12 protein-coding genes are annotated in these 12589 nt (G+C 66.5%); 4 read left to right on the top strand and 8 right to left on the bottom strand.

Annotated features, from left to right (window positions below):
- Positions 1-10 precede the first annotated feature (10 nt).
- Together ACFWU5_RS08480 and ACFWU5_RS08475 are read right to left on the bottom strand one after the other, a co-directional pair.
- On the bottom strand, positions 11-187 hold the full coding sequence (locus tag ACFWU5_RS08480) for a hypothetical protein (protein WP_379266620.1): 177 nt from the start codon (positions 185-187) through the stop codon (positions 11-13).
- An 80-nt stretch (positions 188-267) separates the two neighbouring features.
- Entirely contained in the window at positions 268-1173 is a 906-nt protein-coding gene (locus ACFWU5_RS08475) for an ROK family protein (RefSeq protein ID WP_379266619.1), read from the bottom strand.
- 188 nt (positions 1174-1361) lie between these two features.
- Here ACFWU5_RS08475 and ACFWU5_RS08470 point away from each other — a divergent pair, with 188 nt between their 5' ends.
- Positions 1362-2537 (top strand): lipase family protein, encoded by a 1176-nt coding sequence (locus tag ACFWU5_RS08470; protein ID WP_379266618.1) that lies wholly within the window; start codon positions 1362-1364, stop codon positions 2535-2537.
- Positions 2538-2576: 39 nt separating this feature from the next.
- Here ACFWU5_RS08470 and ACFWU5_RS08465 read toward each other — a convergent pair whose 3' ends face one another.
- The 5 genes from ACFWU5_RS08465 to ACFWU5_RS08445 form a co-directional block, all read right to left on the bottom strand.
- The gene (locus ACFWU5_RS08465) at positions 2577-3059 is read right to left on the bottom strand and encodes a YbjN domain-containing protein (RefSeq protein ID WP_379266707.1); all 483 of its coding nucleotides are present in this window, start codon (positions 3057-3059) and stop codon (positions 2577-2579) included.
- Positions 3060-3073: 14 nt separating this feature from the next.
- Complete coding sequence (mshA, locus tag ACFWU5_RS08460; RefSeq protein ID WP_379266706.1) at positions 3074-4432, bottom strand: D-inositol-3-phosphate glycosyltransferase; 1359 nt, start codon at positions 4430-4432, stop codon at positions 3074-3076.
- A gap of 159 nt (positions 4433-4591) precedes the next feature.
- The gene (locus ACFWU5_RS08455) at positions 4592-5581 is read right to left on the bottom strand and encodes an alpha/beta hydrolase (protein ID WP_379266705.1); all 990 of its coding nucleotides are present in this window, start codon (positions 5579-5581) and stop codon (positions 4592-4594) included.
- Positions 5582-5937: 356 nt separating this feature from the next.
- Positions 5938-6945 carry an alpha/beta hydrolase gene (locus ACFWU5_RS08450; RefSeq protein WP_379266617.1) on the bottom strand — a complete coding sequence of 336 codons (1008 nt, stop codon included), beginning with the start codon at positions 6943-6945 and terminating at the stop codon, positions 5938-5940.
- Between the two features lie 119 nt (positions 6946-7064).
- Positions 7065-7883 carry an alpha/beta fold hydrolase gene (locus ACFWU5_RS08445; protein WP_379266616.1) on the bottom strand — a complete coding sequence of 273 codons (819 nt, stop codon included), beginning with the start codon at positions 7881-7883 and terminating at the stop codon, positions 7065-7067.
- Positions 7884-7999: 116 nt separating this feature from the next.
- Here ACFWU5_RS08445 and ACFWU5_RS08440 point away from each other — a divergent pair, with 116 nt between their 5' ends.
- The 3 genes from ACFWU5_RS08440 to ACFWU5_RS08430 all read left to right on the top strand — a co-directional run bounded on the left by ACFWU5_RS08440 (position 8000) and on the right by ACFWU5_RS08430 (position 11027).
- The gene (locus ACFWU5_RS08440) at positions 8000-8731 is read left to right on the top strand and encodes an SDR family NAD(P)-dependent oxidoreductase (protein WP_379266615.1); all 732 of its coding nucleotides are present in this window, start codon (positions 8000-8002) and stop codon (positions 8729-8731) included.
- 292 nt (positions 8732-9023) lie between these two features.
- Positions 9024-9440, top strand: coding sequence for an MscL family protein (locus ACFWU5_RS08435; protein WP_379266614.1), 417 nt, complete (start codon positions 9024-9026; stop codon positions 9438-9440).
- 234 nt (positions 9441-9674) lie between these two features.
- Positions 9675-11027 carry an MFS transporter gene (locus ACFWU5_RS08430; RefSeq protein ID WP_379266613.1) on the top strand — a complete coding sequence of 451 codons (1353 nt, stop codon included), beginning with the start codon at positions 9675-9677 and terminating at the stop codon, positions 11025-11027.
- Between the two features lie 98 nt (positions 11028-11125).
- Here ACFWU5_RS08430 and ACFWU5_RS08425 read toward each other — a convergent pair whose 3' ends face one another.
- Positions 11126-12259, bottom strand: a complete 1134-nt coding sequence (locus ACFWU5_RS08425; protein ID WP_379266704.1) for an Ig-like domain-containing protein — start codon at positions 12257-12259, stop codon at positions 11126-11128.
- Positions 12260-12589: the final 330 nt, after the last annotated feature.

Here is a 12589-nt window from a genome sequence, read left to right as displayed (position 1 = left end):
TGCGGAGATGTCAGGCCCACTCCACCTCGTCGAACCCGAGGTTCAGGCCGTGCGTTCCGCCTTTGACCAGCGCGTCGACCTGTAATCGCGACGCCACGGAGTCGACCTCGCGCACGACGGCGCACACCCCTTGGAACGGACCCTGCGGAATATGGACGACATCGCCCGGCACATAGTCGGCAGCCACCTCATCGAGGCTACGCCCGCAAACGTGCTACTCGCCCGAACGCGCCCGAGCACACCACAGTTCGGACCGAAGAGTCCCCCTCATGCCGAACTGACCTGTCCCCCACCGTCGACCGCGAGCACCCCCGCACCCACCAGTGTCGCCCCGTCGCTCAATCTCGACAGTTCCACCCGCAACCCGCGAACGAACTCGAGCCCACAATGCCGTGCCACCGCAGCCCGCAACGGCCCCCACAGCGGTTGCCCCGACTGCGCGAACCCGCCACTGATCACCACCCGATCCACATCCAACAAGGCCGCGGCCGACGAAACCGCTTGTCCCAACGCAGTTCCCGCCCGCGCCATCGCCGCCACCGCGATCGCGTCCCCAGCGTGAGCGGCCGCCGCGAGCTCCAGACCGTTCGATCCCATCCACCCGCGCGAACGCGCCCACCGCACCGACGACATCCCACTGGCCACCGCTTCCACGCACCCGAATCCCCCACAGGGACACGGTGTGTCATCACCGGGCACCACAATGTGCCCGATGTGCCCCGCATTCCCGGTGCGCCCCACCACAACTCGTCCATCGGCGATGATCCCCCCACCAACCCCCGACGACACGGTCAAAGCCAACCCGTTGTCCACCCCACGCAACCCGCCGACCCGATGCTCGGCCAACACCAGACACGCCCCGTCGATCGCGAACCGCACCTCCGCGTCCGGGAACAACGCCCGCACATGGTCGACGATCGCGAACCCGTCCCGCCACGCCGCCAGGTTCAACGGCCGGGTCACTCCCGCGCGCACATCGACGGGCCCCGCCGAGCCGATCCCGATCGAGCGCACCCGATTGTCACCTGCCACAGCCAGCAAAAGGTCCCGGCAGGTGGCCCAAGGATCGTCGGTGGCGGCGGCCACCTGCCGCACCTCGTGCACCCGGTAGTGCGGGTCCACAAGCCCCGCAGCGAATTTCGTCGCCCCGATGTCGAGCGCGAGCGCCGTCATCACTCCTCCTACCTGCCGCGTCGGGATACCGTGCCACCTGAACGGCCCGAAGTCGATGTGAACGATCACAACATGTGGCACACGACACTTTGACTACTGGTCGGTACATTTCACCGGTTTTCGTTAGATACTTCGTCTCGGGTCGGGTCGTCTTAGTTGGGCAGCACTACTGTTGATGAAGGAAAGCTGTGTCGAAAATAGTTGTCTTGGTGTTGAGTCTGCTGTCTGTGGGCTTGTTCGCCGCTCCCGCGGGTGCGAATCCGCTGTATCCGACGCCTGATCCGGATCCGTTCTTCGCCGCACCGGCGAACATCGGCGCGCTGGCTCCCGGCGACGTGGTGCGCAGCCGCCACATCGACACCTGGATGTACCCGGGCACGCAGGGCCACCAGGTCGCGTTCCGCTCCACCAACTCCGCGGGCGACGCGATCATGGGCGTGACCACGGTGCTGCTGCCGGTCGGTGTGAAGAACCCGCCGTTGGTGTCGTACCAGGCGCTGATCAACTCCATCGGCACGCGCTGCAACCCGTCGCAGTCGATGTTCAACGGTGAGCTGCAAGATGCCGCGGGCGCGATGTTGCCGTTGGCGCGCGGCTGGGCGATCTCGGTGCCCGACTACCTGGGCCCGACGGTGGCCTACGGTGCGGCCAAGCTCAGCGGCATGGTCACTCTGGACAGCGTGCGCGCGGTGCAGAAGGTCGCCGAATTGGGTGTGGGTTCCTCACCGGTGGCGATCGCGGGTTACTCCGGCGGTGGCATGGCGACCGCGTGGGCGGCGGCACTGCAGCCCACCTACGCGCCGGAGCTGAAGCTGGCCGCGGTGGTGTCGGGCGGTATCCCCGCCGACCTCGAATTGATGGCCGACGCACTGGGTTTCGCACCGCACCCCGGTTTCGGTCTGGCGTTCGCCGCCGCGATGGGCATCGAGCGTGAGTACCCCGATCGCGTGCCGGTGTCGGATCAGCTCAACGAGAACGGCCTGTGGTTCCGCGATTTCACCAAGGACGCGTGCCGTCGCTTCCTGCTGTTCCACGGTGCCCTGCGCAACGCCGACCAGATGGCGGCGTCGAAGGAACTGCTGACCAGCGAGGTCGCGCGCGGTGTGCTGCGTGAGAACAGCCTGGTGCACTTCCAGGGCGCGCCGACCGCTCCCACCTACATCTGGCAGGGTAAGTACGACATCCTCACCCCGTACGCGCCGGTCGCGGACACCATCGCGCACTGGTGCAAGTCGGGTACCCCGGTGCAGTTGAACACCGTGGAGATCTCCGAGCACATGACCGCCGCGGTGGCGGGCTTCCCTGATGCGTGGAACTACGTCGAGTCCCGGTTCCGCAACGAACCGGTGCCGTCGAACTGCTGACCTGAAACCCGGTGCCGCACAACGCGGTACCGGGTTTTTTCATGCCTTGTCGAGCTCGTCGTCGTCGATGAGGTGTTCGAACGCACGCAGGTTCTTCAACGATTCCCCGCGCGAGACCCGCCACTTCCATTCCTTGCGAATGGATTCCGCGAACCCCAGTTCGAGCAGGATGTTGAAGTCGTTGTCGACGGCTTCCAGCGTCTGACCGAAGATCCGGTCGAGTTCGTCGGCGGTGACCGATTCGGCCGCCATACGCCCGACCAGATAGATGTCGCCGACATTGTCCAGGGTGTACGCCACCCCGTAGAGCCGACGGTTGCGCCGAAGCAGGTACTTGTAGACCCCTTCGAAGTTCTCGTCGGGCTTGCGGCACACGAACGATTCGATGCGAACCCCGTGCTTGCCGGCCGTCAGCATCACGGTGGTTTTCAGCTTGCGTTCTCCCGGCAGCACGACGATGAACGTGTCGTCGCCGTGCCGGGTGTATTCGATCTCGCGATCGCGCAGTGTGTCGTCGATGATCTGCGAAACGGCGCTCACCGGCGCACTCCTGTCCGGCGCCGCAGCAGCGCCCGCGATCTGGCCTGTCGGGTATCGCCCGCGTGCAGGGCGATGGGACCGCGTTCGGCGCGGAATCCGGCCATCGCGGCAGCGTAACTGTCGAGCAGGCCGTCGGCGGTGTGCGCCCAGGAGAACCGGCTGGCGTGCTGCACGGCGGTAAGGCCCATGCGCGTCAGGCGGTCGGTGTCGTCGAGCAGCGAGCCCAGCGCGTCGGCCCAGTCGGGCGTGCGATGGCCGGGAACCAGCAGCCCGGATTCGTGATTGCGCACCGCGGTCCCCAGGCCGCCGACGTCGGCGGCGAGCACGGGGGTGCCGCTGGCCTGCGCCTCGATGGCGACCAGGCCGAAGGATTCGTTGTAACTGGGCACCGCGACCACGTCGGCCGCGCGGTACACCTGCACGAGCTTGTGCGCGGGTTGCGGCGGCAGGAAGGTGACCTGGTCGGCGATGCCGAGGTCGGCGGCCAGTTCGATCAACGCGTCGGGCCTGGCCAGCCCGGAACCGGACGGCCCGCCCACGATCAACACCCGCAGCTTGCGCGCAGGATCGCGCGAAATCAGTTCGGCGGCGGCCCGCACGAGCACATCGGGAGCCTTGAGCGGCTGGATCCGACCGATGAACGCGACGATCTGCTCGTCGGCCCGCAGTCCCAGTTCCGCGCGCGCGGCCAGCTTGTCACCGGGCTGGTAGCGCGACAGATCCGCACCGGGCGGCACCACGTCGATGCGATCGCGCGAGGCACCGTAGAGATCGACCAGCTGACGGGCCTCGTCATCGGTATTGGCCACGAGCCGATCAGCTTCGGCGATCACCTGCTTCTCGCCGATCACCCTGGTCTCGGGTTCAGGAGTATCCCCCTGCGCCAACGCCGCGTTCTTCACCGCGGCAAGCGTGTGCGCGGTGTGCACCAGCGGCACCCGCCACCGATCCCGCGCGAGCCACCCGACCTGCCCCGACAGCCAGTAATGCGAGTGCACGAGGTCGTAGTGCCCCGGCAGATGCCGTGCTTCCTGCCGCAACACCTCGGCGGTGAACGGACACAACTGCGTGGGCAGCTCGTGCTTGTCCAACCCTTCGAACGGCCCCGCGACCACATGACGCACGATCACGCCCGGCCCGGCCTCGGCCACCGGCGGCAGTTCCGACGACGTCGCCCGCGTGAAAATCTCCACCTCGGTGCCCCGTTTGGCCAGCTCGAGCGCGGTTTGCAGCACGTAGACGTTCATCCCGCCCGCGTCCCCGGTGCCCGGCTGCGCCAGCGGCGAGGTATGCACCGACAACACCGCTATCCGGTGCGGCAAAAGTTCGGGACGACGCTGGCTCACACTCTCCAGTGTGCACGCCGCGACGCCGCCCCCGAAGCCCCTACCGGGATCGGTGACGGCCGTCACAGCGCATTCGTGAGTGAGTTCACGTGCTCGTCGCAGGTCAGCCTGCCCGATTCGCCGACGAAGCGCGAGCGGATTTTCGACATCACAATCGATGCAGCGCGATCACGGTCGACGCAGTGCCGCTTCGAACACGGGCCACGATTTGTGCATGTCCTGTTCCCAGTAGCCCCACGAGTGGGTGCCGTTGGGTCGCATGTCGACCGTGGCGGGGATGCCCAGCTGTTGCAGCCGGTCACGCAACTGTTGCGTGCATACGTTGGTGACGGCTTCCAGCGACGCACCGAACACCAACTGCATCGCCAGCTGCGCCGGGTCGCCCTGGGCGGCGATGGTGTCGAACGGTCCCGGCAGCCCGTTGCCCGACGAGATGTACACATCGGTGCCGCGGAACGATTCCGCGTGCAGGTAGGGGTCGTTGGCCGACCATTGCGGGTCGGTGGGCGGACCCCACATGTTGCCCGCGTTGCCCAGCCTGCTGCCGACCACGGTGCGCACGATCGCTTGTCCGCGTGGATCACTGGTGCGCACGCACCCGCTGTAGGACCCGATCGCCCGATACAGTCCCGGTTCCGACAGCGCGAGCTGGAACACCGAGGTGCCCGCCATCGACAGTCCCGCAATGGCATTGGCGCCGGTGCCGTCGAATTCCGCGTCGATCACCGGCGGCAGTTCCTTGGTGAGAAACGTGGTCCACCGCTGTTTGCCCAACACCGGATCGTCGGTGCGCCAGTCCGCGAAATAGCTGCCCGCCCCGCCGAACGGGATCACCACATTGACCTGTTTGTCGCGGAAGAACTCCACGACATCGGTGCGGTCGAGCCAGTTCCCGTCGCTGCCGCCGCCGACCCCGTTGAGCAGATACAGCGTGGGCGCGGGCGAATTCGGGTCCGCGGCGCGCAGTACGCGCACGCGCGTGACGATGTCCATGGCCGGCGAGTACACGCCCACGGCGATGGTGCGATCCGCTTCGACCCGCTGATCCTCGATCCGCGCGCTCTCGGGCTGCGCCACCGCGGGCACCCCGATCACGGCACCGGCCACCAGTGCCGACACGGCCACCAGTACTCGAGCGCCTATTGCCCGACCGAACATCATCGAACTCCGATCTCGACGCCGAATCCTTCTCTCCACCAACGATCCAACGACATTCCCGAACGCTACACACGAATTCACCGAATGTCTGTGACGGTTACCAGAAGATTTCACGCGAATTTGTCCGTTCGATGCAGTTGGTGCGCAACTACAATCACGGACGTATCACATCGGTGCCGCAGAACAATCACACTGATAGTTCTACCTGCGTGTATACCCACTCGATCGACATCGACGCAGGGTTCTGCCGACCGCATTTCAGCAAGCGAAAAGGACCAATCAGGCCCGCCGAGCCACCATTACCTCTTGCGAAAACATTCACACCGACTCTGCGAACTTGTTCGCACAGCGGAAATTCAGCCGACGCGCAACGCCTGCGCGAACACCGGCCACGACTTGCGCAGATCCTCGCGCCAGTAACCCCACGAGTGCGTGCCGTCGGGTCGAAGATCAACGGTGGCGGGAATCTTCAACTCGCCGAACCGGGTAGCCAACTGCTGCGTACACAGCGCGGTCACCGCGTCGAGCGCACCGCCGATCACCAACTGATCCACCAGCTTCATCGAATCACCGTGCACCCCAGGACCATTCACGGTGTCGAGCCCGCCGGGCAGACCGTTCCCGGACGACACATAGATGGCCAGTCCGCGCAGCCGCTCGGCGTGCAGAAACGGGTCGTTGGCCGCCCAGAGCGGGTCGCCGGGTTGTCCCCACATGTTCACAGGGTCGCCGTTCTGACCGGAGACAACGGTATTGACGATCGCGTGCCCCTGCGGCCCACTGGTGGAAACGCAACCACTGTACGAGCCGACGGCCCGGTACAACTGCGGCGCGGCCAACGCCAACTGAAACGCCGCGGTGCCCGCCATCGACACGCCCGCAACAGCATTGGCGCCACTGCCATGGAACTCGGCATCGATCAGACGCGGCAGTTCACGAGTGAGAAAAGTGGTCCAGCGTTGCCGACCGAGCACAGGATCGTCGGCCCGCCAGTCGGCGTAGTAACTGCCCGCGCCACCGATCGGCATCACGACGGTGACCTGCTTGTCGGCGAAGAACGGGTCGGCGTCGGTGCGAGTGAGCCAGTTACCGCCCTCGCGCCAGTCCCCGCTGCGCGCCCCGCCCCCGTCGACACCGTTGAGCAGGTACAGCACCGGCGCTTTCGCCGCGCGATCGGCCGCGGGCAGCACCGCCACGGTCACCGCTTTCCCCATGGCGGCCGAGTGCACGACCAGTTCCACCGCACGTCCGGGACCGGGCGCGGCGGAAATCACCTGCGCGACATCAGGACTCGCGTTCGCGACCGGCGCGACACACGCCAACCCGGCGGTCAGGACCAGCACACATCGCGTCAAGACGCCCATGCGCCACCTCCATGCCCGGCCGCAGGACATGGCCGTCGAGCTCAGAGTAGGTCGCCCTCACACGTCCCGGACGTGTTTCTGAAACATTGCCCATTCACAGTCGAACGGGCAGATCGGACTCACTCCAGACCATCGATGAACGCGCTGACCTCGGCAACGAACCGCGCACGATCCTCGATGAACAACCCGTGCTGCGCACCCTTCCAAAACGAAGCGGACACGTTCGGTGCAGTGTCGACGATGTACTGACCGTTGGCCGCGGGCACCACCGGATCCTCGGTGCCGTGCATGACCAACACCGGAACATCAAGGGCACGAAGGGTTTCGGTGTTGTCGATCGTGCGATAGAACAGCGCCTTACGCACCGAAGGTGCGGTCGCCAGACTGCCACCGAACAACCGCTGCGCGTCGACCCCCTTATCGGCGCCGGGCCCGGTATTGGCATTGCCGAACACTGAGAACGCGCGCACCGCCCGCCCCGCCGCCTCGTCGAACACCCCGGGAATCGCCTTCTCCATCGCGGGCCCCGGCGCCGCACCGGGCACATCGCGACCGATATGAGCGGGCGCCCCGCAATAGATCACCCCCGCGACAGCCGAGGTCCCATGGGTAGCCAGGTAATCGGTAGCCACGATCCCGCCATAAGACCACCCCAACAGCACCGCCCCCGAGTCGATCCCCTCCGCGGCCAACACCGCCGCCACATCCCCCGCCCACGCCTTCGGATCGTCGTATCCCGCACCCGGATCATCGGAATACCCGTGCCCCCGCAGATCCACCGCGATCACCCGATACCACTGCGCCAACTCGTCCGCGGCCGCACCCCAACACCGCAGATTCCCGGCCCACCCGTGCAACAACACCAGCGGCCGACCGGCACCACCGACCCGGTAGACGATCGTCGTTCCATCGGCACTGACAGCATCACGAATAGCCATGCCGACAGGGTAACGGCGCACCCCCTCAGCCACGCACGGCCACGAACCCACGCCTAATCGTCACCGTGATCCCAGCCGTGGTGACGCCATCTCCGGGGCGAATAGGATCGACCACCATGAGCATTCGCACCGCCGTCGTCACCGGAGCCAGCTCGGGCATCGGCGAAGCCACCGCCCGGGAACTGGCCAAGCAGGGCTATCACGTCTATGTGGGTGCCCGCCGGTTCGAGCGGGTGCAGGCCCTGGCGTCGGAGATCGGCGGCACCGCGCTGGAACTCGACGTCACCTCCGACGAATCGGTGCGCGCCTTCACCGACGCGATCGAACACGTCGACGTGCTGGTCAACAACGCGGGCGGCGCGAAAGGCCTGGCCTCGGTCGCCGACGCCGACCTCGACGACTGGCGCTGGATGTGGGAAACCAATGTCCTGGGCACCCTGCGCGTGACCAAGGCGCTGCTGCCGAAACTGGTCGCGTCGGGCGACGGCCTGATCGTCACCGTCACCTCCATCGCCGCCATGCTCACCTACGACAACGGGTCCGGCTACACCTCCGCCAAACACGCCCAAGCCGTGGTCCACCGCACCCTGCGCGGTGAACTGCTCGGCCAACCGGTGCGCCTGACCGAGATCGCCCCCGGGGCGGTGGAGACCGAGTTCTCCCTGGTCCGTTTCGACGGCGACGCCGACCGCGCCGCCAAGGTCTACGAGGGCATCGACCCGCTCTACGCCCAGGACATCGCCGAGATCGTCGGCTTCGTGGCGTCGCGCCCGTCGCACGTCAACCTCGACACGATCGTGGTGAAGCCGCGAGATCAGGCGGGTCCGGGTTCCTTCGCGCGGCGTTAAACGTGAGGCTCGACACTGCCAGGGTGAAGGGCCTGACCAGCTTGTTCACCGAACTTCCTGATCGCGAACGCTGAATTCGACGACGCCACAGGCGAACCCGGACCGACTGCTGCTCGAGTGGCGAGCCGGGCGGCTGGACTCGATACTGAGGACGGGCCGTTCAGGCGTTGCCCAAAGTTTGCCGCGATCGGCTAATGGCCGTTAACATAACCGTTTGCTATTAGCCAGCCTAAGGAGTCGTTCAGCGATGCTCGGTCTGAAGTCCGTTTTCAGTGGTTTCAAAGATTTTCTGATGCGCGGCAACGTCATCGACCTCGCGGTCGCTGTCGTCATGGGCACCGCCTTCACCGCGGTGGTCACCTCGGTGACCAAGGGCATCGTCAGCCCGCTGCTCGCGGTCTTCGGTTCCACCAACGAACTGGGCCTGGGCTTCCAGCTGGTGGCGGACAAGCCGGCCACCTTCATCGCCGTCGGCCCGATCATCACCGGCCTCATCGACTTCGCCATGGTCGCGGCGGTGCTGTACTTCGTGCTGATGCTGCCCATGAAGACCCTGAAGAACAAGTTCGGCACCACCAAGGACGCCGAGCCCACCGAGACCGAACTGCTCATCGAGATCCGCGACCTGCTCGCCAAGCAGCAGGGCCTGACCACCGACCAGGCCGTCGAGCTGAGCAAGGAACGCGCGAACGAGTCCGTCGAAGCCTGATCCACACTCCGGCCGGTGGCACCGAGTCACCGGCCGGGCTGACTGCACAACGTCCACCGACCGGCCGGGCTGCGGCCTAGCCCCACCGGCCGAGCCGGGCCGGGACCGCCAACCGCTGGCCGGGCTTTCACTACGTACGTCCTCCTGCCCCGCGATCCGTTCCGGGAATACTTCGAGCCATATCCCGCTTATTGCATTCATACGCAGATAAGCAGCCTCGAAGGAGCAGGCACCATGACCACCTCACTGTTCGCCCACCGCGACTACCGCCTGCTGTTCACCGCCCAGATCGCGGCCCTGTTCGGCACCGGACTCACCACCGTGGCCCTGGGCCTGCTCGCCTACGACCTGGCAGGCGCCGACGCGGCCCTCGTCCTCAGCACCGCGCTGACGCTGAAGATGGTCGCCTACGTAACCATCGCCCCGATCGCAGGCGCCTACGCGGGCAAACTCCCCCGCCGACAATTCCTGATGACCCTCAACGGCATTCGCGGCGCGATCGTGCTCGCCCTGCCCTTCGTCGACCAGATCTGGCAGATCTACGTGCTCATCACGCTGCTGCAGATCGCCTCCGCCGCCTACACCCCCACCTACCAGGCGATCCTGCCCGACCTCCTCCCCGACGAGCGCGACTACACCAAGGCCCTGTCGGCCGCCCAACTCGCCGCGACCATGGAAACCCTGCTCAGCCCGATGCTGGCAGCGCTGGCCCTGAGCCTGATCAGTTTCCACTGGCTGTTCGTGGGCACGGGCCTGGGTTTCGCGGTCTCGGTCGCCCTGGTGATGTCCGCCCGCATCCCGAACGCGGTGGTCGGCGACGGCGCGATCAAGGAACGACTGGTCGCCGGCCTGCGTCTGTTCGCGGCGACTCCCCGCCTGCGCGGCCTGCTCGGCTTGAACCTGGTCGTCGCCGCCGCGGGTTCGGTGGTCATGGTCAACACCGTGAACTACGCCCGAGATGTGCTGGGCGGCAACCAGTCCGGCGTCGCCCTGCTCCTGGCCGCCAACGGCGCGGGCACCATGCTCATGGCCCTGACCCTGCCCGCCGTCCTGGACCGCCGCAGCGAACGCACCGTCATGCTCACCGGCGCAACAGTTCTCATCACCGGCCTGACCGCCGCACTGACCCTGTCCACCCTGCCGACCGGCACCTGGCACTGGCCCGCGGCCCTGACCACCTGGGCCACCATCGGCGCGGGCACCGCCCTGATCCTCACCCCCACCGGCCGCGTCCTACGCCGCTCCGCCCGCCCCCAAGACCGCCCGGCCCTGTTCGCCGCCCAGTTCTCCCTGTCCCACGTGGCCTGGCTGATCACCTACCCGATCACCGGCTGGCTGGCCACCACCGCGGGCTTCACCACTACCTGGGCAGCCCTGGCCGTCATCGCGGCCCTGGGCACCGCCGCCGCAATCCGCTTCTGGCCCCGGCACGACCCGGCTGAAATCACCCACGTCCACGAACTCGGCACGGTCGACCCCGCGATCCTCGCCGACGCCATCAAAGTCGGCCCCCGCCACTACCAACACACCCACGCCTACGTCATCGACACCAACCACCCCCGCTGGCCGACCCCCGCCTACGCCTGACCCACCACAAGCCCGGCGTAATCGACCAATTCGCCTTCGAAAAGTCGGAAATCCGACCTGAACGAGGCGAAGTGGTCGATTACGCCGGTGTCGTCGGACTAGCGCGGCTGCGCGACGCCCGATCCATCCGCCAACGCGGACATCGACTGCCACGTGGACCAATCGATGGCCCAGTCGTAGATATCCCCATCAGCCTGGGACAACTCGATGGACGTCCCGGTCACCTCGACCGGATCGCCGTACCGAGCGGTCGGGAAGTAGGCCTGCGCATCACTGGGTGACAGATTGATGCACCCGTTGGTGACATTCGACGAGCCCTGCGCCGACAGGGATTCGGGATTGGCGTGGATGAACTCGCCGTTGTTGGAGATCCGCACGGCCCAGCGTTCGCGCACGTTGGTGTAGTACGGCGGGTTCGACATCATGAAGTCTTCGTACTTCTCGGTGACCACATGCACGCCCGACCGAGTGACATTGCGCGGCTCATTGCCCTCACCATAGGAGACCGCGAAGTCGAAGATCGTGGCCCCGTCGCGCACCACCTGCATCCGATGGCTCGCGGCGTTCGCGATGACGATCTGACTGCGGCCGATGGTGAAATCGGAAGTCACATCGGAGTCGCCGTACGCGCCACCACCCAGGTCCACGCCGTACAACTTCGCCGCGACGTGCACGGTGGTGCCCGGCGTCCAGTAGTTCTTCGGACGCCAGTGCACCCGCGAGCCCCCGTCGTCGGGCAGCCACGCCCACGACCCTTCCGTTTCCCGGTCGGTGGTCACGGTGAGCGCCTTCTCCACGGCAGCTTTGTTGGCGACGGGCCCCGCGAACTTCAGAATGATCGGCGCCGCGATGCCGACCTCCTGGCCGTCGCCGATATTGATCGTGGCCGGAATCGTGGACTGCGGACTGATCGTGGTGAAGGTGCCGTCGATCGGAATCGGCTTCGCATCGGCGCCGATGGCCGTGCCGGCCCAGGTGTAAGACGCGCCGTAGCCCAGCGGTTCGGACACCTCATAGGTCGTGCGATCGGCGCTGAGTTCGCCGGTGATCTGCTTGCCCGCGGCATTGGTGAGCGCGATCTGATCGATGGTGCCGTGCGCGACCCTCACCGAAACGGGCGCGACCGGGTCGACATCGGTAGCTCCCGGCGTGGGCGCGATGGTCACCTGCGCGACCGGCCCAGCAGGCTCGGCACCCCCGCCGAGCCCACCGGATGAACACCCGGTCAGCACAACGAGCACCGCCAGCAAGATCACCGCAACCGCGGACCGCCCACCCCGAACGCCCTTCTCAGACCCCGGAACGGCCGAAACCCGCCGTCTACCGCGTACCGCCCTATCACGCGCACGCAACAGCCCGGTTACCGAATGTTTGCTCACGCATCGAATGTACGCCGAGCTACCGACCCGCACCCCGTGAGCGTGCTCACGGCGCAGCCGACCCACGTGTACGTCCGCCGCCGCGTGAGCGCACCCAGCCGACTCGAGTCCGGCGAAATCACACAATCGGCCTCGCTCGAATCAGAATTCTGACTGAAACGAGCCGTTGTGCGTGATTACGCC

It is taken from the genome of Nocardia sp. NPDC058640 (genome assembly GCF_042716995.1).
In the GTDB taxonomy this organism is placed as follows: Bacteria; Actinomycetota; Actinomycetes; order Mycobacteriales; family Mycobacteriaceae; genus Nocardia.
The sequence above is the reverse complement of the archived record's forward strand: the minus strand, read 5'-3'. Positions and strand labels throughout refer to the sequence as shown.

Bases quoted from the DNA above. Each gene is read 5' to 3' on its own strand.
- ACFWU5_RS08475 (WP_379266619.1), bottom strand. From the start codon at position 1,173: ATGACGGCGCTCGCGCTCGACATCGGGGCGACGAAATTCGCTGCGGGG.
- ACFWU5_RS08455 (WP_379266705.1), bottom strand. From the start codon at position 5,581: ATGTTCGGTCGGGCAATAGGCGCTCGAGTACTGGTGGCCGTGTCGGCA.
- ACFWU5_RS08450 (WP_379266617.1), bottom strand. From the start codon at position 6,945: ATGGGCGTCTTGACGCGATGTGTGCTGGTCCTGACCGCCGGGTTGGCG.
- ACFWU5_RS08445 (WP_379266616.1), bottom strand. From the start codon at position 7,883: ATGGCTATTCGTGATGCTGTCAGTGCCGATGGAACGACGATCGTCTAC.
- ACFWU5_RS08440 (WP_379266615.1), top strand. From the start codon at position 8,000: ATGAGCATTCGCACCGCCGTCGTCACCGGAGCCAGCTCGGGCATCGGC.
- ACFWU5_RS08435 (WP_379266614.1), top strand. From the start codon at position 9,024: ATGCGCGGCAACGTCATCGACCTCGCGGTCGCTGTCGTCATGGGCACC.
- ACFWU5_RS08430 (WP_379266613.1), top strand. From the start codon at position 9,675: ATGACCACCTCACTGTTCGCCCACCGCGACTACCGCCTGCTGTTCACC.